The organism is Bradyrhizobium sp. 76 (assembly GCF_023073025.1).
Lineage (GTDB): Bacteria > Pseudomonadota > Alphaproteobacteria > Rhizobiales > Xanthobacteraceae > Bradyrhizobium.
In genome coordinates, this window is the sequence record NZ_JADPIS010000090.1 from 1,033,137 (window position 1) to 1,058,197 (window position 25,061).

A 25,061-nucleotide genomic window follows, 5' to 3' on the forward strand; every position below is an offset into this window, starting at 1 on the left:
CGCATGAACCGCCGACTGGACAATGACCGCACCATCCGCGCACCCCGCGGCAGCGAAATCAGCGCCAAGAGCTGGTTGACGGAAGCGCCCCTGCGCATGCTCATGAACAATCTCGATCCCGACGTTGCAGAACGTCCGAGCGAGCTCGTGGTCTATGGCGGCATCGGCCGCGCTGCGCGCGACTGGGAGAGCTTTGACCGGATCGTTGCTTCGCTGCGCGAGCTTGAAGATGACCAGACGCTGCTGGTCCAGTCCGGCAAGCCGGTCGGTGTGTTCCGCACCCATGCCGACGCGCCGCGTGTCCTGATCGCCAACTCCAACATTGTGCCGCACTGGGCGACGCTCGACCATTTCAACGAGCTCGATCGAAAGGGCCTGATGATGTACGGCCAGATGACGGCCGGTTCCTGGATCTATATCGGCAGCCAGGGCATTGTGCAGGGCACCTACGAAACCTTCGTTGAAGTTGGCCGCCGCCACTATGGCGGCAGCCTTGCCGGCAAATGGATTCTGACCGCCGGTCTCGGCGGCATGGGCGGCGCGCAGCCGTTGGCTGCGACCATGGCCGGGGCTTCGATGCTGGCGGTCGAATGCCAGCCGAGCCGCATCGAGATGCGTCTGCGCACCGGTTATCTCGATCGACAGGCCGCGACGCTCGACGAGGCGCTTGCGATCATGGCGGAGGCGACGAAGACGATGAAGGCCATCTCGGTCGGCCTGCTCGGCAACGCCGCGGAGATTTTTCCCGAGCTGGTCCGCCGCGGTGTCAGGCCCGACATCGTCACCGATCAGACCAGCGCGCACGATCCGATCAACGGCTATTTGCCGAAGGGCTGGACACTCGCCGAGTGGGAAACCAAGCGCGCCGCCGACCCCAAGGCCGTGGAGCGCGCCTCGAAGACCTCGATGGTCGAGCACGTCCAGGCCATGCTGGATTTCCATGCGCAGGGCATTCCGACGCTCGACTACGGCAACAACATCCGCCAGATGGCGCAGGACATGGGCCTGAAGAACGCCTTCGATTTTCCCGGCTTCGTCCCCGCCTATATCCGTCCCTTGTTCTGCCGCGGCGTCGGGCCGTTCCGCTGGGCCGCGCTGTCGGGCGATCCCGAGGACATCTTCAAGACCGACGCCAAGGTCAAGGAGCTGATGCCTGACGACAAGCACCTGCACAATTGGCTCGACATGGCCAGGGAGCGCATCAAGTTCCAGGGCCTGCCGGCGCGGATCTGCTGGGTCGGGCTCGGCGATCGCGATCGCCTGGGCCTTGCCTTCAACGAGATGGTGGCGCGTGGCGAATTGAAGGCACCCATCGTGATCGGCCGCGACCATCTCGACAGCGGCTCGGTGGCGAGCCCCAACCGCGAAACCGAAGCGATGAAGGACGGTTCGGACGCTGTGTCCGACTGGCCCTTGCTCAACGCGCTGCTCAATTGCGCCAGCGGCGCGACCTGGGTGTCGCTGCATCACGGCGGCGGCGTCGGCATCGGCTATTCCCAGCATGGCGGCATGGTGATCGTCGCCGACGGTACGCCGGAAGCGGCGAAGCGCATCGCGCGCGTGCTCTGGAACGACCCTGCCAGCGGCGTCATGCGCCACGCTGACGCGGGTTACGAGACCGCGATCGAATGCGCCCGCGAAAAAGGGCTCGATCTGCCGAGCCTGGCGACGTAGCCAGGCTCAGTCGCGCGCCAGGAGCCTCGGCATCGTGGTCTTCGCACCGTCCATGAAGGTCTGGACGGCATCGCGAACGATCGCGTCGAGATCTGCCGGGATTGGCGTCGCGTAGATGAATTTGCGGATCGCGAGATAGAAAATGCGGCCGTGCAGGCCCCAGAACAGTTCGGTCTCGCGCTCGCCGAGCGGAAGTGTCTTTGCTTCGGGCAGTTTCAGGTCGTGGCGCAGTTCGCCGGCCGCCGGCTCGATGATCTCGCGCCTGATGATGTCGAGATAGCGGCCGGTGATGCCGAACGACTTCATGCCGGAGAAGACGAAGATCCGCACCCAATTGTATTCGAACACGCGTTCGACATAGTCGAGATAAAAGCGCGTCAGCCGGGCCTCGAGCGATAGCGAGCGGTCGCGGATCATCGGACCCCAATCGGGCGACCAGCGGCTGAGATAAACCTCCTGGTAGACACGCTCGATCAGCGCTTCCTTGCTCGGGAAGTGGCGGTAGATCGCCGAATGCGTGATTCCCAGGCGCTTGGCGAGCTCGCGCGTCTGCCCCTCGAAGCCGCGCTCGGCAAAGAATCGGATTGCCTCGTCCAGGATGGCGCGCTCGCGGTCGGCCGCACGCATGTTGCGGCGCTTTGGCGCGGACTTGCTGCCTGTCTCGGACCGCTTCCGGACCGGTCGCTTCGCCGTTTTCTGCGCTTTGCGGGCCATTTCGTCGCTGAATCGCACGTCCCGTCGTCTTCATAGCCCAACGCGCATTTGTAACCAAATGGTCATTTCCTGTTGACCGACTTCCGATGGCGTGTCAGGATTTTGAGACCAGATGGTCACAAATCTGGCGTCCCGGCTGATGAGCCGAGGAATCCGAGGAAACGGCGGTGAAGGCGAGGGCTTTCAGCTATTTTCGCGCTGCGACGATCGACCAGGCGTTGGATGCTCACGCGCGCGCCGGCGACGATGCGCGTTTCATTGCCGGCGGCCAGAGCCTCGTGCCGGCGTTGTCGCTGCGGCTGCAGGCGCCGCGGCTGCTGATCGACATCACTCATATTTCCGAGCTGCGTGGCGTCAGGCGTGAGGGCGGATATTTGCGCATCGGTGCGTTGACGCGCCATTGCGAGATGCTGAGCGAGCCGCTGATCGTCGAATTCGCGCCCCTGTTGCATGCGGCTGCGCCCTTCGTCGCCCATCCCGCGATCCGCAACCGCGGCACGTTCGGCGGCAGTGTCGCGCAGGCCGACCCGGCTTCCGAATTTCCGGCGATGACGCTGGCGCTCGATGCCGAGATCGAGATTGTCGGCCCTTCGGGCAGCCGGCGCGTCAAGGCCGACGACTTCTTCGTCGACCTGTTCGAGACGGCTTTGCAGCCCGGCGAGCTGATCACCGCGGTCTTCGTCCCGCTGTTCAAGGCCGATCAGCGCTTTGCGTTTGACGAATTGGCCCGGCGGCGCGGGGACTATGCCCTGGTCGGTTGCGGCATGCTCGCAACCTGCACCGGCGAGCGCATCGATGACATAAGGATCTCGTTCTTTTCTGTCGGCAATACGCCGACGCGGGTGAAGGGAACGGAGGCCACGCTCATCGGCTCGAGCCTTGGCACCGAACGCATCGCCGCAGCGCAAGCTGCGCTCGAAGGTGATCTCGTGCCGCCTGATAGCGACGAGGTGCCGCCGGCGATGCGGCTGCATCTTGCCCGCGTATTGCTCGGACGCATGCTCGGACGTCTCGGAGCGGGCGGATGAGCGGCTTCGACGGATCCCTCCTGGATGATGCGGACGAGACCGTGCGCGTTCGCTTCACCGTCAACGGCCGCAAGGTGGCCTGTGAGGTCGCGCCGCGCGAGACGCTGGTCGATTGCCTGCGCAACGCGCTCGAGCTGACAGGCACGCATGCCGGCTGCGAGATGGGCGCCTGCGGCGCGTGTCTCGTCCAGCTTGACGGCAAAGCCGTGCACGCCTGTCTGATGTTCGCGGTGCAGGCTGACGGCGCCACTATCGATACGATCGAAGGTCTCACGGAGAGCGGCGTGATCGCCGACCTCCAGGCTGAATTCCACCGCCGCAACGCTCTGCAATGCGGCTTTTGCACGCCGGGCATGCTGGTCAACGCGCACGAACTCCTCTCGCAGGTGACGCGGCCAAGCCGCAAGGACATTCGTGACGCGCTGTCGGGCAATTACTGCCGCTGCACCGGCTATGAAGCGATCGTAGATGCCATCGACGCGGTGGCAAAAGCCCGCAGCGAAAGCGGAGGCGTGACATGAGCGCGCCGCTGACCTCGCTGGATCGCCCGAATTCCTATATCGGCCGCTCCGTGCCGCGCCCGAACGCCAAGCGGCTGCTCGCCGGGCGCGGGCGCTATGTCAGCGATCTCAGGCTGCCGCGGATGCTGTATGCCGCGTTCCTGCGCAGCCCGCACGCGCATGCGAAGATCATCTCGATCGATGCCGGGCGGGCGAGCGCGCTCGAAGGCGTGCATCTCGTTGCGACCGGTGCCGATCTCGCCAAGATCTGCTCGCCCTGGACCGGCACGCTCGACCATTTCAAGGGGATGATCTCGGCACCGCAATTACCGCTGCCGCTCGACCGCGTGGTCTGGGCCGGGCAGGCGGTGGTTGCAGTCGTTGCCGAGAGCCGTGCGATCGCCGAGGATGCGCTGGAACTGATCGAGATCGACTACGAAGACCTTCCGATCGTCGCCGATATCGATAGCGCGCGTGAGGGCGGCGGGCCGCTGATCAATCCTGGCAGTGCCAACAATGTCTGCTTCCGCAGCCAGCTCGACAACGGCAGCGTCGACGACGCCTTTGCGCATGCGGCCCATGTAGTGGAGGAGGAGTTGTCCTTCGGCCGCCATACCGCGGTGACGCTGGAGCCGCGCGCCATCGTTTCCGATTACGATCCTTCGGCCGAGATGCTCACCGTGCATCACGCGACACAGACGCCGTATCAGTTCCAGGACCTCTATTCGCGCCACTTCGGCATTCCGGAGGCCCGCGTTCGCGTGATCGCGACCGACATCGGCGGCTCCTTCGGGATGAAGCTGCATGTCTATCATGAGGACATGGCCGTGGTCGGCCTCTCGATCCTGCTCGGCCGGCCCGTCAAATACGTCGCCGACCGCATCGAATCGTTCGTCTCCGACATCCATGCCCGCGACCACCGCGTCCGCGCCCGGATGGCGCTTGACGCCAAGGGCGAGATCCTTGCGATGGACGTGCTGGACCTGACCGCAATCGGGGCGTTTTCGACCTATCCGCGTACAAGCGTGGTGGAGGGCAACCAGGTCATCCGCCTGATCGGCGCGCCCTATCGCTTCAAGAACTACCACGCGACGCTCGAAGTGCTCTTCCAGAACAAGGTGCAGACCAGCCAGTATCGCGCGGTCGGCCATCCCATCGCCTGCGCCGTCACCGAGCGGCTGGTCGACATGGCTGCGGCGAAGCTCGGTCTCGATCCCTTCGCGATCCGAGCGCAGAATGTCATCGCCGATGATGCCTATCCGCAGACCTCGCCGACCGGCTACCGTTTCGAGGCGTTGTCGCATCAGGCCTGCCTGAAGCGGCTGCACGAGATGATGGATTATGACGGGCTGCGCGCCGAGCAGGCGGAGTTGCGCAAGGGCGGCATCTATCGCGGGATCGGCATCGCGGCCTTTGTCGAGATCACTAATCCAAGTCCCGCGTTCTATGGTGTTGGCGGAGCCCGTATCTCCTCGCAGGACGGTGCGATCATCAGCCTGACGCCATCAGGCGAAGTGCGCTGCCTGATCTCGGTCACGGAGCAGGGGCAAGGCACCGAGGCGATCATCAGCCAGATTGTGGCGGACCAGCTCGGCCTCGCGCAGGAGCACGTCAAGGTCATTACCGGTGATACCGAGGTGACGCCGCATGGCGGTGCGACCTGGGCCTGCCGCGGCGCCGGCATCGGCGGCGAGACTGCGCTCCAGGCCACGCGCGCGCTCAGGCGCAATATCCTGGAAATCGCCGCGCTCATCCTCCAGGAGCAGCAATCGGCACTCGACATCATCGATGGCGAGGTCGTCGATGCTGGCACGCGAAACCAGCGGATGCCGATTTCCGAGATCGCGCGCATTGCCTATTTCCGTTCCGATACGCTACCGCCGGGCACGCAGGCCCAGCTCACCGTGAGCCATCACTTCGCGCCACAGGGCTATCCGTTCGCCTTCACCAACGGCATCCAGGGCTGTTCGCTGGAGGTGGACGTCGAGACTGGCTTCATCAAGATGTTGAAGCATTTCATCGTCGAGGATTGTGGCCGGGTCATCAATCCGATGCTGGTAGACGAGCAGCTCCGCGGTGGCATCGTGCAGGGATTGGGCGCGGCGCTGTTCGAGGAGTGTCGCTACAGCGAGACCGGCCAGCTCGTGAACGGCTCGCTCGCCGACTACCTCGTCCCGATGCCGATGGAGATGCCTGACATCGTCATCGCTCACGTCGAGACACCGACCGCCGACACCGAGCTTGGCGCTAAGGGATGCGGTGAGGCGGGGACGGCGGCGGCGTCGGCCTGTGTGCTGAACGCCGTCAACGACGCGCTCACACCGTTCGATGCGACGATCAATTCGATCCCGATCACGCCTACAAAAATCCTGAAAGCCCTGAAGCGATTCTAGAAAAAGACAATTGGAGGAAATCATGCCCAAGTCCGCTTCCACCTCGAAAATATCCCGCCGCACCGCGCTCGCCGGTCTCTCGGCAAGCGCGGCACTGCTCGCCATGCCGCGGCTCGGGCGCGCTGCCGACGAAACGATCCGCATCGGCTTTCCGACCCCGCTGACCGGCCCGTTCGCTGCGGAGGCGCGCGACCAGGTCAAGTGCGCCGAGCTCGCGGTCAAGCTTGCCAACGACAAGGGCGGCATCGGCGGCCGCAAGGTCGAGCTGTTGGTGCGCGACGACAAGCTCAATGCCGGCGAGGCCGCGACCCGTACGCTGGAGCTGATCGAGAAGGACAAGGTTCACGCCGTGGTCGGCGCGCTCTCCAGCGCCGTGCAGCTCGCGGTCAACGAAGTCACCCGCGCCCGCGGCGTGATCTACGTTTCGATCAGCCAGTCCGACACCATCAACGAGGTCAAGGATTTCAGCAAATACACCTTCCACGAGGCGCTGAACCCGCACATGACGACCGCCGCGGTGGCACGGCAGACCCTGAAGAAGGGCATGAAAGTTGCCCATCTCGTCGCAGATTACGCGTACGGGCATGAGATGCTGCGCGGCTTCAAGCGCGCGCAGGCGGCGATCGGCGCGGATAGCGTCGGCGAGATACTGCATCCGTTTGGCGCTGCCGACTATTCCACCTTCATGCCGCGCCTGATGTCGCTGCGGCCCGACGTGCTCTGCATCTCCAATTTCGGCCGTGATCAGGCCAATGCGATCAAGCAAGCGGTGGACTTCGGCGTCAAGCAGCAGATGAAGATCGTCGTGCCGGTGATCCTGCACAACCAGCGGCTCGCGGTCGGCCCCGACGTGTTCGAGGGCGTGGTTGGCGGCGCCAACTATTACTGGGGCCTGGAGACGCAGAGCAAGTCCGCCGCCGCTTTCAACGCCGCCTTCAAGGCAGCCAATGGCGGCGCCATCCCGACCGACTACGGCGCCTACGGTTATGCCGGCGTCGGGTCGCTGCTGGCGGCCATGCAGACCGCGGGTGGCACCGATACCGACAAGGTGGTCGATGCGCTGGAGAAGCTGCAATACGACCTGACCAAGGGTCCGCAGCATTACCGCAAATGCGATCACCAATCGGTGCAGCCGGTGCTGGTGCTGGAGTCCAAGAAGAAGTCCGCCATGGCCAACGACAACGATCTGTTCGCCATTCTCGCCAACGACACTGGCTCCGACGACATGCTGCGCAGTTGCAGCGAGCTGGGCCACGCGACCTGAAGCCCGGGCAATGGACCTGTCGCTGATCATCATGCAGCTTCTTTCCGGGATCGCTCTTGGGGCGGTCCTGGTAATCACTGCGCTTGGACTGACGATCGTGTTCGGCATGCTCGGGGTGGTCAATTTCGCTCATGGCGCGCTGTTCATGATCGGGGCCTATGCGGGGCTGTATCTGGCGTCTCTCACCGGAAGCTTCTGGTGGGGATTGCTGCTGGCGCCCATCCTGATCGGCGCCTTTGGCATGCTGATCGAGTTCGTCCTGATCCGAAGGCTCTATGGGCGCTCGATCGACGATCCACTGCTCCTCACTTTCGGCCTCAGCTACATCCTGGTCGAGGGCGTCAGGATCGTGTTCGGCAGCGACGGCATCCCGTTTCCGACCCCGCCGCAGCTGATCGGCGTGCTCGATCTCGGCATCGGCTTCTTCCCGCGCTACCGCCTGTTCGTCATTGCGCTGGTGGCGGTGGTGCTCCTGGTGCTCTGGCTGACGCTGGAGAAGACGCGGATCGGCTTGATCGTGCGTGCGGGCGCCCGCGATCCCACCATCATGCAGGTGCTCGGTGTCGACATCGGCCGGGTCTGGCTCGCGATCTTCGGGCTAGGCGTCGGGCTGGCCGCGCTCGGCGGCGTGCTCGCGGGTCCTATGCGCAGCGTCAATCCGGAGATGGGATCGCTGGTGCTGGCGGAAGCCTTCGTGGTGACCGTGATCGGCGGTCTCGGGTCGATCGTCGGGGCTGTCGTCGCAGGCCTCATGGTCGGCATCTCGATCAGCCTGGTCGCGCTGTTCGCGCCGGAGATGGCGACCATCGTCATGTTCGCACTGATGGCCGTGGTGCTGCTGATCCGCCCGCAGGGCTTGTTCGGCATCAGAGGGAGGACCGCGTGACCTCACCATCGAGCGGCGAAGCGGTCGCCAAACTCTCGTCCGTCGGGCTCGGCCGGCTTCTCGACCAACGCGTGTTGCTCTCGATCGCGGTGCTGGCTGTGTTGCCTTGGCTGTTGCCGTCCCAGGCGCTGGCCGTCAACGTCCTGATCTACGGCGTCGTGGTGATGGGCTACAATCTGCTGTTCGGCTACACGGGGTTGTTGTCGTTCGGCCAAGCCGCGTTCTTCGGTGCGGGCGCCTATTTCACCGGCATTGCGATCGGCCGTTACGGCGTGCCCTGGTTCGCCGCGGTCCCGATCGCCGTCCTCCTCAGCACAGGCCTCGCCGCCGCGATCGGCATCGTCTCGACGCGCACGCGCGGCATCTATTTCTCCATGGTGACGCTTGCGCTGGCTCAGCTCGTTTATTACGTCGCGCTCCAGGCCTCGTCCTTCACCGGTGGCGAGAATGGCCTGCGCGGCTTTACCGTCGATCGCATCAGCCTGTTCGGCTTCCCCGTCAATTTCCTCGACCCCGTCAACAAATATTATGTGCTGATGGCCTTCGCCGCATTGGCGATGTGGTTCCAGTCGCGCATCCTGAACTCGCCCTTTGGGGCGGTGATCGAGGCCATCCGCGAGAACGAGCAGCGGGCGCGGGCCTGCGGCTATGACGTCGAGCGCAGCAAGCTGATCGTGTTCATGCTGTCAGGCGCGATCTCCTCGCTCGGTGGCTGCATGCTGGCGCTACATCTGTCGATCGTGCCGCTCGACATCCTGCACTACCAGACCTCGGGCATGATCGTGATGATGGTGCTGCTGGGCGGCGCGCGCAGCTTCTTCGGGCCGTTCGTTGGCGCGGCGGCGTTTCTGATTCTGGAGGACGTCATCTCGGTCTGGACCCCGCACTGGCAGCTCTTCGTCGGCGCGATCTTTGTCCTGTTCGTGCTGTTCCTGCCCAAGGGCATCTGGGGCACGCTGCTCGACACATTGGGTGTCGGAAAGGCGCGGCCATGAGCGGCGAATTGCTTCGTGCCGAGGGAATAGGCAAGCACTTCGGCGCCTTCGTCGCGCTCGAAGGCATCACGGTGTCTTTTGCGGCCGGACAGCTCACCTCGATCATCGGGCCGAACGGCGCCGGCAAGAGCACGTTCTTCAACATCCTATCCGGCGCGCTGACACCGACGTCAGGCAAGCTGCATTTCAGAGGACGCGAGCTGAACGGCCTTCCGCAGCATCGGTTCGTGCATCAGGGCATCTCGCGCTCTTATCAGATCACAAACATCTTCCCGGACCTGTCCGTGCACGAGAACGTCCGCGTGGCGGCGCAGGCGTTGACCGTGAGCTACGACATTTGGCGTAACCGCGCCCGACTAACAGAACTCAATGCCCGCGCCGATGCTGCGCTCGAGGCGGTCGGGCTATCTGGCAGGCGCGCCGAACTGGCGAAATTCCTGGCGCATGGCCAGCAGCGCGCGCTGGAGATCGCGATTGCGTTGGTCTCGGAGCCGGAGTTGCTTCTGCTCGACGAGCCGACCGCCGGCATGGGGCCGGAGGAGACCAAGGACATGGTCGCGCTGCTCGAACGGCTCGCCGAGAAGCGCACCGTGCTTCTCGTCGAGCATAAGATGAAGATGGTGCTGGGCCTGTCCAAGCGCGTCGTGGTGCTGCATCACGGCCGCCTGCTTGCGGACGGCGCGCCCGATGAGATCAGGAGCAATCCGGAGGTCCGCCGGGTCTATCTCGGACAGAGTGAAGGCTATGGCTGAGACCGCACTGCTCGAAATTGAGGATCTCCACGCCTGGTATGACGCGAGCCACGTCCTTCACGGCATCTCCTTGCATGTGCAGCCCGGCGAGGTCGTTGCCCTTGTCGGCCGCAACGGGGCCGGGAAGACCACCACGCTGCGGTCGATGATGGGCCTGATGGCGAAGACGACGGGTCGCGTGCGCTTTGCGGGCCGGGAGCTTCTGCAGCTTCGCGCCCATCAGCGCTTCCATCTCGGCCTTGCTTACGTCCCCGAGGAGCGCCGCATCGTCCCCGGTCTCTCCGTGCGCGAGAACCTTCGTCTCGGCCTCGTCGCGGCAGGAAGCGACATCGATGAGCGCGTCGCGATCGACGAGATCGCCGAGACCTTTCCGCGCCTGAAGGAGCGCCTCGATCAGGAGGGTGTCACGCTGTCAGGCGGCGAGCAGCAGATGCTGGCGATTGCACGCGCCTTGATCGCAAAGCCCAAGATGCTTCTGCTCGACGAGCCGTCGGAGGGCATCATGCCTGTCCTGGTCGAGGAGATGGGCGTGCTGTTCCGTCGCCTGCGCGACGAGGGCAAGACGCTGCTCCTGGTCGAGCAGAACGTCGAATGGGCGCTGCGGCTCGCTGACCGTGCCGTGATCATCGATCAGGGTGAAGTCGTGCATCAAAGCAGCGCCGCGGCGCTGCTGGCGGACAAGGACATCCAGGAGCGCTACTGCGCGGTCTGACTTTAGGCCACGACCCTGGATACGGCGCCGCCAAGGCGCTGGCGTTCCTTGGCGAGATACTCGTCGATGGCGTCGCCATGCATGGGCTTGGCGAAGTAGTAGCCTTGGATGAAGTCGCATCCCAGCCGGCGCAGGGTGTCGAGCTGAGCGCGGGTCTCGACACCCTCGGCGACGCAGGCGATCTCCATGTCGTCACAGAGGCCCGTGAGGGACTTGATGATCTTGTGGCTCACTGGATTGTCGTTGACGTCGGCGATGAAGCTGCGGTCGATCTTGATTTTGTCGAGCGGCAGCCAGTGTACGTGGCTCAGCGAGGAGTAGCCGGTGCCGAAATCGTCCAGCGAAATGCCGCAGCCCATCGCCTTCAATGCCGCGATCGACTGTTGTGCGCGTACGAAATCGAAGGTGACGGCGGTCTCGGTGATCTCGAAGTCGATCCGGTGTGGCGGCAGCCCGCTCTTCTCGATGATCGTAATCAGCGGCAGGACGCCCTCGGGCGAGCAGACGTCGTGGGCGGACAGGTTGAACGACAGGCGGATGTGATCGGGCCAGGTCCTGGCCGTCGCGAGCGCGCGCACCAGGAGCGCCTGCGTCAGCGGCCGGATCAGGCCAATGCGCTCGGCGGCCGGAATGAAATCGGCCGGCGAAACCAGGCCGAGGCGGGAGCTGTGCCAGCGCGCCAGGACCTCGAAGCCGGCGGTATGCTCGCTCATGGCGTCCACGATCGGCTGGTACACCAGGTTTATCTCGGTGCTGAAATCGGCAGTGCGCAGCAAATTCTCGATGACGCCGCGGCTGCGGATCTCGGCCTCGAGCTCGCTCGAGAAGATCACGGTGCGGCCGCGCAGATGGCGCTTGGCGTGATAAAGCGAATAGTCGGCGCATTCATAGAGCGCTTCTGCCGTCGTTGCCGATTGCGGGAACAGCGCGAAACCGATCGAACAGGACAGCCCGGTATGGGCGGTGTCGAGCTGGTAGGGCAGCTTGACCTGGTCACCAACGCGTTCGCCGAGCCGCATCAGATCCGCATCGTCAGGGTCGCCGCACACGACGAGGCCGAACTCGTCGCCGCCGAGCCTGGCGAATTCCACCCGCTGCGGGCCGAAGCCCTCGCAGACCTCGCGGATGCGCCGGCCCGCCTCGATCAAAACGCGGTCGCCAACCGAATGGCCGTAGTTGTCGTTGATCGGCTTGAAGCCATCGAGGTCGATGATCCCGACCGCGACGCGAACGTTTCTGCGCTTGGCATCGGTGAACGCGCTCGACAGCTCGGCGAAGAAGCGGCGGCGGTTCGGTAGTTCGGTCAGGGAATCGAGGTTGGCGAGGCGGAAGTTCTCGTCCGAAAGGGCTTGGGTGGCCGCCTGCTGTGCCAGCAGCGATTTGCGGCTCGCGACGAGGTCGGCGAAGTCGCGATAGTAGATGAACAGCACCGTCACCATCGCACCGGTGACCAGCAGATTGTTGATGGCCATCGCCTCCAGCGTCGGTTCGCCCGTGGCGAAGTAGAACAGCACGTAGGGCACGTCGACGACCAGCGTCACGATCAGTGCTGCCGAGCGCAGATGCATCAGCGAGAAGATGCAGCCGATCACGGTCACCGCCATGTAGAAGGCAACCTGACTCTTGGCGAAAGCGTCGCCGTAGGGATACAGGGCAAACGACCAGAGAGTAAAGCCGGCGGCGATCGGCGCTGCAATCCAATTGGTGAGGCGCAGGTTGCGCAGGATGTCGGCATCGTTGCGGACGACACCGCGCTGGCGCAGCCACCAGAATGTGCGAAAGCCTGTCACCGCGATCAACACGGCCGGCACGATCATACTGAGCGAGGCCGGTGCCAGCGGCACATAGGTATAAGCCACCGCGATCGTGTTTGTGATCAGGATGAAATAGAGTAGCGGGATCTGTTTCGAGAAGGCGTCGAATTGCGCGCGCATCAGCTCCGGATTGTCGGCCGGCACCCGAAACAGCTCTGCAACGGCAGCTAGATGTGACTTCAAATTGGTGACAGGCATTGCAATATCAGCCCTGAATTTCCTCAAAACGCGGGCGATCTTGCACGGCGGCGGTAAAGGGGGCGTTAGATTGGAGTCCTCGCGAGAGGTTCGACGCGCCGCGGATCTTCTCGATCCGCGCACCGGTGAGGCCGCGTTAACGATATCCGGCGGCGGAAGTGCGGGGATTGGCTGAAAGAGAGTTTGCATAAATTGCGGCTACGCTCTGCTAACCATATGCGCCAGCGGAGCGTATTGTCGCATCGACACAGTGCGAGCCGGCATGCCGGCTTCACCTCTCCCCCGGAGAAGGAGAGGTGAAGATAGCGCGAGACGATCGCTATTTCTTCTCGAGCGCGGCGGTCTGCTTGGCGAGCTGCTTGTCGAAATCTTCCGACAGGGTTGTGGAGTAGGCTGCGAGTTCACCCGGCTTGACGAACGGGTTCGGTGCGCCGTCCTTCATTTCGGCGCGCTTGGCCTGCATGCCATAGACCTCCGGATGCGGCCCGAGCAGCACGTCGATCTTCATCGCCTTCACTTTGGCGTAGGTCGCACGGTAGTCGTCGACGATTCCGGCGTGGGTCGGCTGGCCGACCAGCCGGTTCAACGCCACCGTGCCGCTACAGAAGAACAGCACCTCGCGGTCCTGATTGCCGTCCTTGACGGTCATCTCCCAACTCGTGCAGCCGGGCGAATGGCCGGGGGTGGCGTGAGCCGTCAGCGTGGTGTCGCCGAGCGTGATCTTGTCGCCTTCCTTCACGGCGCGATCGACCTTCACTGCGGGGAAGGCGAGGTCCTCGTTCTTCTCGTCGCCAGGATAATAGCCGCCTTCCAGCAGCGGCTTGTCGCGGTCGCCGGCGATCAGCTGCGCGCCGGTCTCCTTCTTGATTTCGGCGAAACCGCCGGTGTGGTCGAAATGCGCGTGTGTGTTGAGGATGATCTTGATGTCGGAGACCTTGAGACCGAGCTTGGCAATGTTGTCCTTGATCATGCCGGTGGATTCCGGAAGCGCCGTATCCATCAGGATCAGGCCTTGTGAGGTCTTGATGATGTAGACGGCGATGCCGTCAGTGCCGACATAGTAGATGTTGCCGATGAGCTGGAACGGCTCGAACGGCGTGGTCCATTTCTTGGTGACCACCGCCAGGAAGTCCTTGACGGTCTGCGCCTGCGCGCCGGTTGCGAGGAACGCCAGCGCGCACAGCGCGGCCGTGAGCTTCTTCATGGTTTGTCTCCCGGGATTGTTCTTGCAGATTGTTCTTGTCGTCTTGATCGGGCGCGGCCTTCGCGCGGCCGACCGGCAAGCTACGTCGTGCGAGGTGCGGCAGCAACGGCCACGTGTCTGAAAAAGTTCGTGGCATGCGCGGAATAGCCGTGTCTGTCCGTTTTGAGCATGGCGGCCATTGCGGTAACGCGGCCGGGCGGGATTTGACCGCGCGCAGGCGGCTCGTCATACTTTGCGCCAAGGCGAGCCAGAAAGACTCGTCGGCATCGGGAGCTGAAATGACCAATTCGTTGTCCGTCCTTGCGGGGACTCTGATTTCCCTCATCTCCTTCACGTCGATTGCCTTCTCGCAGCCGGCCTGCGTCACCCAGAACATGGTGGTGCCGCCTGGGGCCAACAGCACCGACAAGGCGGGCCCGTTCTTCATCGATACGACGGGTCTCGACTTCAAGACGGCGCCTCCGACGCGTGATCCCTCCAATCCCAATTATCCACGCGCCACGGAGCTTCCTGACGGAACGCTGCCGCCACCGGATGCCGAGGGGAATTTCATCATCGGTCCCACCCACAATCCTGCGCCGGAGACGATCGCGAAGGAGGGCGTGCCGCGTGGGACGACAAAGTCCTTCACGTTGTCGTCGAAGGAGAGCACCATCTACAATCCGGGTCTGATCCGCGACGATCTTGCTGGTTGCACCAATTCCTCGATCATGACGACCGTCACGGCGCCGGACGACAAGTCGCACATGATCGTCACCACCAGCCATCCCGGCGTCTGGTCGCGCACCATCGACGTCTATGTGCCGGCGCAATATGTGCGCGGCAGCGAGGCGCCGTTCATCGTGGTCGGCGACGGTGGCTCCAACGCCTACAAGGATCTCGCCGTCACGCTCGACAATCTGATCGCGCAGCGCCGCGTGCCGCCGATGATCGCGATCCAGATCGGCAATGGCGGGCAGGACGCGCAGGGCAGTCAGCGCGGCCGCGAATATGACGCGGTGTCAGGCGCCTACGCGCAATTCGTCGAGCGTGAAGTGCTGCCGCTGGTCGAAAAGAACGCCGAGGTCAGGCTGACCAAAAATCCCGATGGGCGTGCGACCATGGGGCTGAGCTCGAGCGGCGTGGCTGCCTTCACCATGGCGTGGTTCTATCCCGATCTCTATCACCGCGTGCTGGCGTTCTCGCCGACCATGGTCAACCAGCAATGGCCGCATGACCCGTCGCTGCGCGGCGGAGCCTGGGAATATCACAGCGCATGGCCGGGGCCGGCCACACCCAATCTCATCTCCAAGGCGGGCGTGCTCACGCCGGCCGAGCCGCCCGGCGTGCCGCTGATCGTCGCTGCGCCGACCAAGCCGATCCGCTTCTGGTTCTTCGGCGGCGACCAGGATCTGTTCTATCCGAACCCCACCATTCCCGACGGCATGCACGACTGGACCCTCTCCAACGCGCTGATGGCCAAGGTGCTGGCGGAGAAGGGCTACCACTATCAGTTTCTGTTCGTACGCAACGCCAAGCACGTCGACCGGCCCACGATCGCGCAGACGCTGCCGTCGGCGCTGGAGTGGGTCTGGAAGGGCTATCCGCTCCCCTGAGCGAAGTGGCCTAGCGCCCGATCGTCACGCCGGCGGTCGAGCGCATGGCATCTTTGAGGCTCGTCGCGTTCTTGTCGTCGAGGATCTCTCGCGTCATCACGGTGGTCTGGCCGGGCGTGTTGAGGATCGTCTCTCCGCGCGAAGAGGAGAGGCGGTCGGCTTTGTAGGGTGACGCCTGATCGGTCGCGGGCGCATGGCGTTTACTGGATGCGGCAAAGGCTCCTTGAGAGACGCAGAGGGCGGCAATCACAACCAGTCGCAATGATTTTGTGGGCATGCGATCTCCCAAATTCAAGGCGTTAGCCTATCATATGGGTTGGTCGTCGTAGGAAATAATGGGTCAGGCGAGAGCGGCCTGGCGTTCCCGCATTGGTTCGCGGACCCGATCCGGTTTCCCCGGCTCGGCGAGCCGCGTAAAACTGCGCTGGCTCGCATGCGCGGGTGCTTCGACGATCACGCCCTCGCAGACGATTTGTCCGCCGAGCATCCTGAATTCCAGCTTGTCGTAGCGCGGCATTGTCTCGCCAGGCGCAGGCGGCAGCAACCCGACGCTTCCCTGGATGTTCAGCGTGGCATCACCGGCGCCGTGGACGCGCGGATTCCACATCCTGCTCCCGGTCTCCGTCCAACGCTGCCGGATCAGCGCGGCGCGGTCGGCGGGTTCTGCGATCTTTGCACGAATCTTCGGCGCGCTGGTGATCTCCGCAGCGGGAGCCTCGAGGGCTGGCTCCGGCGCAACATCCGTGACGACGCTGGGCGTGCTGGCGACGACTTCCGCCGCGCTGGAGGCAAGCGCGACACGCGTGTCGTCGAGAGTTGAGCAAGTATCCACGTCGACGGCGGAGGAATGCTCGTCGTTGATGGCGAGAGCGGGGGCATCAACCGGGACGAGCTCGACATCGACGGAGGAGGCCTTCTCCACGACAATGGGCTCAACGTCGTCCGCGAGTTCGGGAGATGGATCGCTGTTGATGGTGAGTTCGGGGACGTCGACCGTCTCACGCTCGACATCGATGGTCGCGACCGAAGCTTCCTCCACGACGACCAGCTCGACTTCCGCCGCCGTCTCCCGGGATGAATCGTCGCTGCCGCTAACATCGGCTGGCGCTTCCGACGGGCTCTCCGCGATGACGGGTCTGGCGGTCCCGTCTTCGGCGGCTGAAGCGGCGGCCGCAACGTCGCAGTTTGACGTATCCGCGCTGATGCTGGTGTCCAGAGCCGGAGCGGCTTCTAAAATCTCGGCAACGAGGGCGGGCGAGGCGTCCGCGGCATCAGCTGCGACGTCGATGCTGCCGCCGTGCGGCGCGGGCCGGAGCCGGTTGAACGCCCATTTCACCGCGGGGATGCGGCGCAGCAACGATATCAGTCTCGAAAGCACTGGGAGTTGTCCAAGAGGTACTCGGCTTGAGGCCATCGCTGATTCGCCAGCAATGTAAAAATCCCCGGCTGTCACACTGATGTCAATGTAGGTGGGACCAATTGCAGAACATCCACGCTTTCAGAGCGCGAAGCTGCGATGTCGCCGGCGTGACTGCAGTCAAGGTGCAGCCTCGCCAATGCGCTTTGTTCGACACCAAGACCTTTGCGCATGACGTCGACAAGCTTTTGACGGCATGAAGACATCTGAGGAGAGGGGACGATCGCCCCCTCTCCAGATTTCCGATCGATGCCGGCCTACTTCCCGGAGCCCGCGCCGCCGCCGGCCTGGCTGCCCATGTTATTCGTGTTACTGCCACCGGCGCTCGGAGCCTGCTTGCCCTTGCTGTCGGCGGCCTCGTTCTGCATGTTCGACGACGTGCCGGTCGTCATGCCCTTGGTCGCGGGGCCCCGGGACGAGGGCCCGACGTCGCCCTGACCGGATGCGCCCGGGGCGGGTTGTGTCTGTGCGGATTCGCCGCCGGTCGCCAGCGCCATGATGCACGCGGATGCCAAAATGATCTTCTTCATCTGGTTTCCTCCTGGGTTGACTTGATGACAACTTGCGCGCGGAGCGGACGTTCCTCACAGGGGAGCGTCGCGACGATCATGACCAAGCGCGTTGCGGCGCTTGTTGGGGTTCCCTGTGCGTCTCTGTCGACGGTAGAGTTTGGAACATCCGGCATCTGGTGTGAGGACGAGGCATGAAAAGGATAATGACTCTCGGAGCGATTCTGCTCTGGTCCACGATCGCATTCGCGCAGGAGCGCGCCATCACCGTGGCCTCGACGACGTCGACGGAACAGTCGGGGCTGTTTGGCTATCTGCTGCCGCTATTCTCGAAGGCCGCGGGCATCGACGTGAAGGTTGTTGCCGTTGGCACGGGCCAGGCACTCGACATCGGGCGGCGCGGCGATGCAGACGTCGTGTTCGTCCATGACAGGCCAGCCGAGGACAAGTTCATGTCCGAAGGGGAGGGCGTGAAGCGCTTCGACGTGATGTACAACGACTTCGTCATTGTCGGGCCGAAGAGCGATCCCGCGAAGATCGCTGGCGGCAAGGACGTGGCCGAGGCGCTGCGCAAGATCGCGGCCGCGAAGGCGCCGTTCATTTCGCGCGGCGACAAGTCCGGCACGCACGCGGCCGAATTGCGGCTTTGGAAGGAGGCTGGCGTCGACCTCGGTGCCGCCAAGGACGGCTGGTATCGCGAGATCGGCCAGGGCATGGGTCCAGCCCTGAACATGGCGTCGTCATCGAATGCTTATCTGCTGTCGGATCGCGGCACCTGGTTGTCATTCAAGAACCGCGGCGAACTCGCCGTCCTCACCGAAGGCGACAAGCGGCTGTTCAACCAGTACGGCGTCATGCTGGTCAATCCGGCCAAGCATGCGAACGCGAAGGCGCAGGACGGGCAAGCCTTCATTGACTGGCTGATCTCTTCGAAAGGGCAGGAGGCCATCGCCGGCTATAAGGTCGGGGGCGAGCAGCTATTTTTCCCCAACGCGTCCCACTAGCAGGAAGGCGACGGTCGACACTGCGACGCTGAGTGCGAGCAGGATCAGCCCGAGTCCGAGCGCCAGCGGCAGGTCGCCCTTGCTGGTCTCCAGAGCGATCGCCGTCGTCATCGTGCGCGTGAAACCGCGGATGTTGCCACCGACGATGAGGATGGCGCCAACCTCCGCAATCGCGCGGCCGAAGGCTGCGAGAAAGGCCGTCAGCAGCGAGGTCCGGCCCAGCGCGAACAGCAAGCCGATGCTGCGTAGTGTTGACAGCCCATCGATCCGCGCCAGGTCGCCATACTCCGCCCACAGCAGGCTCGCCGGCCGGTGCACCAGTGCGACCACGATCGGTGTGGCGAGCAGCGTCTGCGCGACCACCATGGCCGCCGGCGTGAACAACAGGCCGGCGGCCCCGAGCGGCCCTGACCGCGACAGCAGAAGATAAAGCGCGAGCCCGACCACGACTGGTGGAAGACCAAGCAAGGCATTGGTCAGGACGATGATGACCTGCCGCCCGCGGAACCGGGTGATCGCAAGCAGGACCCCGAACGGCGCCCCGATCAGAAGCGCGAGGATGCTGGCGGTCAGGCTGACGCGCACCGACAGTCCGACGATGCCCAGAAGCTCTGCATCGGCCTCGCCGATCAGCGTGAATGCGGCGCCGATGGATCGCGCAAAGTCGTTCATCCGTGCCTGAGCTTCGGCGCCCGCCACGACGTCTTGGGTGCGTCGATTTCAGGACTGCGGAGGTGTTTCACGTATATTTCCCTGAGGGTATCGTCGGGCAAAGCAGCGGCGCGGTCGTGCTCCGCAGGCAGGTTTGGTAACCCGAATTTGGCCGGAAATCAAAGCCGCGGGTGGCATGGCACGATGCCGCGTTTGGGCTCATCGTTTGATGCTGGCCGATGCAGGGACTGTCGGGGCTTAGATCAACCCACGCAGCACCTCAACAAGCCGGGCACACTCCGCCTCCGTTCCGACCGTGACGCGCAGGAAGTCCTCGATGCGCGGCTTTCCGAAATGACGGACCAGAACGCCACGCTGGCGAAGCGCTGCCGCGAGATCTGCTCCGCTCCGGCTTCGATGGCGCGCGAAGACGAAGTTGGCGAGCGACGGCAACACCTCGAAGCCAAGTTGTCCAAGGTCTCGGGCCAAGGTTTCGCGGCTTGCGATGATACGAGCACGGGTGTCTCTGAACCAGCCCTCGTCCTTGATCGCGGCGACGGCGCCGGCGATCGCGAGGCAATCGACGGGATAGGAGTTGAAACTGTCCTTCACCCGTTCCAGCGCTTCGATCAGCGGTCGTTGGCCGATGGCAAAACCAACCCGTAGGCCAGCCAGTGAGCGCGACTTCGAGAAGGTCTGGATGACCAGCAAATTGTCGTGGCGTGCAACCAGCGGCACGGCGCTCTCGGCGCCGAAATCGACATAAGCCTCGTCCACCACCACCAGCCGGTCCGGCCGTTCGGCCAGCAGGGATGCGATTGCGTCGCGCTGAAGGGCGATACCGGTCGGAGCGTTCGGATTGCAGAGCAGGATGGCGCTCGATGGTCGACTGTAGTTGGAGATATCGATCCTCATCGCAGCATCGAGCGGCACCTTGTCATGCGTTATTCCATAGAGGCTGCAATAGACGGGGTAGAAGCTGTAGGTGACGTCGGGGAACAGAAGCGGCGTGTCGTGCTTCAGAAGGGCCTGGAAGGTGTGGGCCAGAACCTCGTCGGAGCCGTTACCGACGAACACTTGCTCGGGCACCACATCGCAATGGGCCGCGATCGCCTCGCGCAGGCGCGTTGCGCGCGGATCGGGATAAAGGCGCAGCCGCTCCGCGGCCGATGCGATCGCCGCCAGCACGCGCGGCGAGGGCGGGTAGGGATTCTCGTTGGTATTGAGCTTGACGATGCCGTCCTGCTTGGGCTGCTCGCCGGGGACATAGGGCGAAAGCGTGTGGACGACCGGACTCCAGAAACGGCTCATGAGCTCCAATCCGAATTGATCGGGGTACAGTAGGGTATGCGGGACCTCGGCGGAAGTGCGCCTGCATTCAGCATTCCACGCAAATCCGCACGAGGCTTGCTGCCGGGGACGTTCCCGCAACCGCGACCCCTATGCTAGGGTCGTTGCACCACGCCCAGAATGAAAACAAGAACGAAGCCTTGCGCGCCCCAAGGCGCTGAACGGCCGAAAAGAGAGGAACACATGCCGGGTGCAGCCCTTCCCATCGCTCCGTCGATTCCGACCGCACCCGTGACCTCAGCCGTTCTCGACCGCTTGCGGGCCATCGTCGGCGACAAAGGCCTGATCCTGGACGAGCACGACAAGCGGCCCTTCGTGACCGACTGGCGCGGCGAACTGGCGGGGCAGGCCGCGGCGGTCGTGCGTCCGGCCAGCACCGCGGAAGTCTCCGCTGTCGTCAAGCTCTGCTACGACAACGGCATTGCCATCGTTCCGCAAGGTGGCAACACCGGGTTGATGGGCGGCGCCACGCCGTGGCCCATGCACCGCGGCATCGTGCTGTCGCTCGGTCGCATGAACCAGGTGTTGAACGTCGATCCCGTCGGCTACGCCATGACTGTGGAGGCAGGCTGCATCCTCGAGACGCTTCAGGACACAGCCGCGCGCCACGACCGCCTGTTTCCGCTTAGCCTGGGTGCTCAGGGCTCCTGCATGATCGGAGGTAATCTGTCCACCAATGCCGGCGGCGTGCAGGTGCTGCGTTATGGCAACGCGCGAAATCTGGTGCTGGGTCTCGAGGTCGTGCTGGCTAACGGCGATGTCTGGGACGGCCTGCGTGCACTCAAGAAGGACAACACCGGCTATGACCTCAAGCATCTGTTCATGGGCGCCGAAGGGACGCTCGGCATCATCACCAAGGCGGTGCTGAAACTCTGGCCGGCGCCGAAAGACGTGTGCACGGCATGGCTCGCAATTCGCGATCCCAAGGCTGCCATCGACCTTCTGTCGGAAGCGCATGCCGCTTCCGATGACAATGTCGGCTCCTGTGAGCTCATCAGCCGTGCGTGCACCGACATGGTGCTGCGCCACATTCCCGGCACCCAGGATCCTCTCAAGGCTGAGACCGAATGGTATCTCCTTCTCGAATGGTCGTCGGCCCGGCCCCGGCAGGACGGTGGCACGGGCATGTCGGACAGGATGGAGCAGTTCCTGGCGGTCCAACTCGAGGCGGGCCGGGTGCTGGATGCTGTGATCGCGCAAACCGAAGCGCAGTCGCGCAACACGTGGCGGATTCGCGAGAGCGTGGCCGAGGCATCGCGCACCGAAGGTCCGGGCTTGAGCTACGATGTGTCGGTTGCGGTCTCCAGGATTCCCGAGTTTATCGACAGCGGTCTCGAGGCCGTGCTCGCCATTTTGCCGACGATCCGCCCCTATCCGCTCGGCCACATCGGAGACGGCAATGTGCACTTCTCCTTCATGGGCCCGAAGGGCATGGACCGCGATACGCTCTCCCAGTATTCCGCGGCGATCACACGGGCCGTCAACGACCTCGTCACCTCCATGGGCGGTTCGATCTCAGCGGAACATGGCATCGGCATCGAGAAGCTCGACGAGCTCCAGCACTACCGTTCCCGGACCGAGCTCGACATCATGCGCACGATCAAGCGGGCGCTCGATCCCAAGAACATCATGAATCCGGGCAAGGTGCTTCGTCTCGGTTAAGCCGCTGCCGTCTCGAGCCCGGGGCTCCCCGCACCCTCGCGCCCTCCGGGGACGGGATGCCGCAGATAGGCCGGGCCAAATAGGCCGGGGCACCAAATCACGCCGTTTGGCGGCCGAAAGGCGGCTTTATTCCCGCCTTGGATGCTTTAAGGAAGGGAGAGGATCAGGTCGCACCCGCCCGGGGGCGGTGCTAGACCCTGATGCAGGAACAAAGGGGCGGGCCGGTATGGCACGTCCGCAAGGATGAAGGATTTGAGGCAATGATCCAAACCGTTGGCATCATCGGGGCAGGCACCATGGGGAACGGCATCGCGCAGATTTGTGCCGCGGCCGGACTTTCGGTCGTGATGGTCGATATTTCCGATGCGGCGGTGAACCGCGGGATTTCGACGGTCGGCGGCAGCCTCGAGCGCCTGGTCAAAAAGGAGAAGATGTCGGCGGGCGATCGCGACGCCACGCTCAAGCGCATCACCGGCACCACCGACCGCGCCAAGCTCGTCGATTGCGATCTCGTCATCGAGGCCGCGACCGAGAACGAGGAACTCAAGGTCAAGATCCTGAAGGATCTCTGTGCGACGCTGTCGCCACGCACGCTGCTCGCCACGAACACCTCGTCGATCTCGATCACGAAGCTCGCTGCGGCGACCGACCGCCCCGACCGCTTTATCGGCATGCACTTCTTCAATCCGGTTCCGGTCATGGCGCTGCTGGAGCTCATCCGCGGCCTGCAGACCTCCGACGACACCCATGCCAAGGCGCTCGATTTCGCCAAGCGCGTCGGCAAGGTGGCGATCACGGCCAAGAACAGCCCGGGCTTTGCCGTCAACCGCATCCTGTGTCCGATGATCAACGAGGCGATCTTCGCGCTGCAGGAGGGGATTGCGACGGCGGAAGAGATCGATGCCGGCATGAAGCTCGGCTGCAACCATCCGATCGGGCCGTTGGCGCTCGCCGATCTTGTCGGGCTCGACACCATGTTGTCGGTGATGGAGGTCTTTTACAAAGGCTTCAACGACCCCAAATACCGTCCAGCCCCCTTGCTCAAGGAAATGGTCGACGCCGGCCATCTCGGCCGCAAGACGGGGCAGGGCTTTTACACCTACAGCGCCTGACAATGGCGCAGGCGGCGGGCGCTCAGTGCTCGCCGCCAAACCCCGCGATTTGCGCTGCGACAAAGACGCCGCGCGCGATCGGCCCGACAATGTCGAACGGGCGGCCTGCGAGAACAACGGAACGGATAACAAGGGACATGTCGGATCGACTGAAAGCCGAGCGCGAGGCTGCGGCCGCGCGGCGGAACTTGCTGACCCAGGATGCGATCGAGCGCACCGGGATGACCGAAGAGATGATCGGGGAACTCGTCACCCGCTTCTATGGGCGCGTGCGCGAGGATGAGCTGTTGGGGCCGGTGTTCGCGGTCGTGCAGAATTGGGACGAGCATCTGGCCAAGCTCCGGGATTTCTGGTCGTCGGTCGTGCTGATGAGCGGCCGTTACCACGGTTCGCCGATGCGGGCGCATATGCCACTGAACCTGATCGGAGATCATTTCGACCGCTGGCTCGATTTGTTCGAACAGACCGCGCGCGAGGTCTGCCCGCCGCAGGCCGCCGCGCTGTTCATCGACAGGGCGCGCCGCATCGCCGACAGCTTTGAGATGGCGTCGGCAACCTTGGCCGGTCGCATCGCTTCGCCGCGTCACCTGCTCCGCTCCTAGAATACAGAATGCCTGCCTGAGAAATGCGCAGGCGGCACTGATGGCGCTACGATCGCGCCGCGCGTCGGCGCATTGCACCAATACCGCTAGCATTTACCTGATCTGCAAAATCATCATGCCGGTCGCGTAGCGTGACGTTGCAATTAAAAAAATGCGCGTAAATGCGCGTGTTCGCGTTCAATCAGCGCGAGCAAAACCGTGTGATGCACTGCAGTAAAAAATCTTTGCCTTTTTTTCGGCAGAGTTCCAGCGCCTGCTTGCAGACATGTCGCGTGCATCGTTCGATACATCCTCTTCATCCTCCGACAACACAGCGGAATCCGACGCTGACGCCTGCACGGAGCAAACCCGGCGGGCGCTATTGATGAGTGCGCTGGCCACCACGGCGTGCCTCGCCTGTTCCACGCAGGTCCACGCGGGCGAGGATGCGCCCGGCTCCGACGAGCGGCCTCAGAAGGGCGATCTGCTCGTGTTCTCCGAAGGCGATCAAGAGGGAAAGCCCGTGACCGCGGCCGATCTCTCGGCTGGCGGACCGCCGGTGCATGCCTGGCCGAAAGACCCGAAGACGTCGGTCGTGCGCAGCGCCTCGCGCCTCAACGAGATTCTGATCATCCGCCTCGACCCCGCCGAGCTCGACGAGCAGACGAAAGCGCGCGCTGTCGACGGCATCCTCGCCTATTCGGCAATCTGCTCGCATGCCGGCTGTCCTGTCACGGCCTGGGTGAAGAGCGATGTCGGCGACAAGGAAGTGCTCAAATGCATGTGCCACAACTCCGAATACGATCCTCGCGCGGCCGCGCAGGTCGTGTTCGGGCCGGCGCCGCGACGGCTCGCTGCGCTGCCGCTGGCGCTGGCTGACGGCTCGCTCACCGTCGCCGGAAACTTCGTCGGAAAGGTAGGTGGCGCGCAGCCGGGATGATGGACGTGCGGGTTGTGCCCGCGTCACGAGAGGCCGCATCCGCCGGTGGGCGGACGACGGGACGAACGACAAGAATTCAAAACAAGAATTCAAACGGATGAAAAAG

General features: G+C 63.8%; 23 protein-coding genes. 15 read left to right on the top strand and 8 right to left on the bottom strand.

Annotated features, from left to right (window positions below):
- The first annotated feature begins 3 nt into the window (after positions 1-3).
- Complete coding sequence (hutU, locus tag IVB48_RS21560) at positions 4-1,674, top strand: urocanate hydratase (protein ID WP_247290658.1); 1,671 nt, start codon at positions 4-6, stop codon at positions 1,672-1,674.
- A 6-nt stretch (positions 1,675-1,680) separates the two neighbouring features.
- Here the strand turns inward: hutU and IVB48_RS21565 are convergent, their stop codons facing one another.
- The gene (locus IVB48_RS21565) at positions 1,681-2,301 is read right to left on the bottom strand and encodes a TetR/AcrR family transcriptional regulator (RefSeq protein WP_027566508.1); all 621 of its coding nucleotides are present in this window, start codon (positions 2,299-2,301) and stop codon (positions 1,681-1,683) included.
- A gap of 254 nt (positions 2,302-2,555) precedes the next feature.
- Here IVB48_RS21565 and IVB48_RS21570 point away from each other — a divergent pair, with 254 nt between their 5' ends.
- The 8 genes from IVB48_RS21570 to IVB48_RS21605 are packed head-to-tail and all read left to right on the top strand — an operon-like array spanning position 2,556 to position 10,918.
- Positions 2,556-3,416, top strand: coding sequence for a xanthine dehydrogenase family protein subunit M (locus tag IVB48_RS21570; RefSeq protein ID WP_247402720.1), 861 nt, complete (start codon positions 2,556-2,558; stop codon positions 3,414-3,416).
- The gene (locus IVB48_RS21575) at positions 3,413-3,937 is read left to right on the top strand and encodes a (2Fe-2S)-binding protein (protein WP_027566510.1); all 525 of its coding nucleotides are present in this window, start codon (positions 3,413-3,415) and stop codon (positions 3,935-3,937) included. The genes IVB48_RS21570 and IVB48_RS21575 overlap by 4 nt, the downstream gene beginning before the upstream one ends.
- Positions 3,934-6,309 (top strand): xanthine dehydrogenase family protein molybdopterin-binding subunit, encoded by a 2,376-nt coding sequence (locus tag IVB48_RS21580; RefSeq protein WP_247359075.1) that lies wholly within the window; start codon positions 3,934-3,936, stop codon positions 6,307-6,309. The genes IVB48_RS21575 and IVB48_RS21580 overlap by 4 nt, the downstream gene beginning before the upstream one ends.
- A gap of 22 nt (positions 6,310-6,331) precedes the next feature.
- Positions 6,332-7,573, top strand: coding sequence for an ABC transporter substrate-binding protein (locus IVB48_RS21585; RefSeq protein ID WP_027566512.1), 1,242 nt, complete (start codon positions 6,332-6,334; stop codon positions 7,571-7,573).
- Between the two features lie 10 nt (positions 7,574-7,583).
- Complete coding sequence (locus IVB48_RS21590; RefSeq protein WP_027519401.1) at positions 7,584-8,459, top strand: branched-chain amino acid ABC transporter permease; 876 nt, start codon at positions 7,584-7,586, stop codon at positions 8,457-8,459.
- Positions 8,456-9,454, top strand: a complete 999-nt coding sequence (locus IVB48_RS21595) for a branched-chain amino acid ABC transporter permease (RefSeq protein WP_247359077.1) — start codon at positions 8,456-8,458, stop codon at positions 9,452-9,454. The genes IVB48_RS21590 and IVB48_RS21595 overlap by 4 nt, the downstream gene beginning before the upstream one ends.
- Positions 9,451-10,206 (top strand): ABC transporter ATP-binding protein, encoded by a 756-nt coding sequence (locus IVB48_RS21600; RefSeq protein ID WP_247402723.1) that lies wholly within the window; start codon positions 9,451-9,453, stop codon positions 10,204-10,206. The genes IVB48_RS21595 and IVB48_RS21600 overlap by 4 nt, the downstream gene beginning before the upstream one ends.
- Positions 10,199-10,918, top strand: a complete 720-nt coding sequence (locus IVB48_RS21605) for an ABC transporter ATP-binding protein (RefSeq protein ID WP_247359081.1) — start codon at positions 10,199-10,201, stop codon at positions 10,916-10,918. The genes IVB48_RS21600 and IVB48_RS21605 overlap by 8 nt, the downstream gene beginning before the upstream one ends.
- Before the next feature lie 2 nt (positions 10,919-10,920).
- Here the strand turns inward: IVB48_RS21605 and IVB48_RS21610 are convergent, their stop codons facing one another.
- On the bottom strand, positions 10,921-12,930 hold the full coding sequence (locus tag IVB48_RS21610) for an EAL domain-containing protein (RefSeq protein WP_247402726.1): 2,010 nt from the start codon (positions 12,928-12,930) through the stop codon (positions 10,921-10,923).
- Between the two features lie 319 nt (positions 12,931-13,249).
- The gene (gene blaBJP, locus IVB48_RS21615) at positions 13,250-14,134 is read right to left on the bottom strand and encodes a BJP family subclass B3 metallo-beta-lactamase (RefSeq protein WP_247402730.1); all 885 of its coding nucleotides are present in this window, start codon (positions 14,132-14,134) and stop codon (positions 13,250-13,252) included.
- Positions 14,135-14,412: 278 nt separating this feature from the next.
- Between blaBJP and IVB48_RS21620 the strand changes: the two genes are divergently transcribed.
- Entirely contained in the window at positions 14,413-15,729 is a 1,317-nt protein-coding gene (locus IVB48_RS21620; protein WP_247402734.1) for an alpha/beta hydrolase-fold protein, read from the top strand.
- A 10-nt stretch (positions 15,730-15,739) separates the two neighbouring features.
- On the opposite strand, the gene IVB48_RS21625 is transcribed toward IVB48_RS21620, so the two are convergent.
- The 3 genes from IVB48_RS21625 to IVB48_RS21635 all read right to left on the bottom strand — a co-directional run bounded on the left by IVB48_RS21625 (position 15,740) and on the right by IVB48_RS21635 (position 17,676).
- The gene (locus IVB48_RS21625; RefSeq protein WP_247403052.1) at positions 15,740-16,006 is read right to left on the bottom strand and encodes a TonB-dependent receptor plug domain-containing protein; all 267 of its coding nucleotides are present in this window, start codon (positions 16,004-16,006) and stop codon (positions 15,740-15,742) included.
- A gap of 63 nt (positions 16,007-16,069) precedes the next feature.
- Positions 16,070-17,107, bottom strand: a complete 1,038-nt coding sequence (locus tag IVB48_RS21630) for a hypothetical protein (protein ID WP_247402737.1) — start codon at positions 17,105-17,107, stop codon at positions 16,070-16,072.
- A 296-nt stretch (positions 17,108-17,403) separates the two neighbouring features.
- Entirely contained in the window at positions 17,404-17,676 is a 273-nt protein-coding gene (locus tag IVB48_RS21635) for a hypothetical protein (RefSeq protein ID WP_247402739.1), read from the bottom strand.
- Between the two features lie 173 nt (positions 17,677-17,849).
- Between IVB48_RS21635 and IVB48_RS21640 the strand changes: the two genes are divergently transcribed.
- Positions 17,850-18,659, top strand: coding sequence for a substrate-binding domain-containing protein (locus IVB48_RS21640; protein ID WP_027566523.1), 810 nt, complete (start codon positions 17,850-17,852; stop codon positions 18,657-18,659).
- Here IVB48_RS21640 and IVB48_RS21645 read toward each other — a convergent pair.
- Positions 18,633-19,331: an ABC transporter permease gene (locus IVB48_RS21645; protein ID WP_027566524.1), complete on the bottom strand. Its 699-nt coding sequence runs from the start codon at positions 19,329-19,331 to the stop codon at positions 18,633-18,635. The two genes, IVB48_RS21640 and IVB48_RS21645, sit on opposite strands and share 27 nt — an antisense overlap.
- 237 nt (positions 19,332-19,568) lie before the next feature.
- Positions 19,569-20,621, bottom strand: a complete 1,053-nt coding sequence (gene hisC, locus IVB48_RS21650) for a histidinol-phosphate transaminase (RefSeq protein WP_247402741.1) — start codon at positions 20,619-20,621, stop codon at positions 19,569-19,571.
- 222 nt (positions 20,622-20,843) lie between these two features.
- Here hisC and IVB48_RS21655 point away from each other — a divergent pair, with 222 nt between their 5' ends.
- From IVB48_RS21655 to IVB48_RS21670, 4 genes are all read left to right on the top strand, one after another.
- The gene (locus IVB48_RS21655; protein WP_247402743.1) at positions 20,844-22,322 is read left to right on the top strand and encodes an FAD-binding oxidoreductase; all 1,479 of its coding nucleotides are present in this window, start codon (positions 20,844-20,846) and stop codon (positions 22,320-22,322) included.
- 200 nt (positions 22,323-22,522) lie between these two features.
- Positions 22,523-23,434: a 3-hydroxybutyryl-CoA dehydrogenase gene (locus IVB48_RS21660; RefSeq protein WP_155809552.1), complete on the top strand. Its 912-nt coding sequence runs from the start codon at positions 22,523-22,525 to the stop codon at positions 23,432-23,434.
- Between the two features lie 137 nt (positions 23,435-23,571).
- Positions 23,572-24,036: a group III truncated hemoglobin gene (locus IVB48_RS21665; RefSeq protein ID WP_247402746.1), complete on the top strand. Its 465-nt coding sequence runs from the start codon at positions 23,572-23,574 to the stop codon at positions 24,034-24,036.
- Positions 24,037-24,301: 265 nt separating this feature from the next.
- A complete protein-coding gene (locus IVB48_RS21670) occupies positions 24,302-24,955 on the top strand; it encodes a Rieske 2Fe-2S domain-containing protein (RefSeq protein WP_247402748.1) in 654 nt (217 codons plus the stop codon).
- The last annotated feature ends 106 nt before the right edge of the window (positions 24,956-25,061 follow it).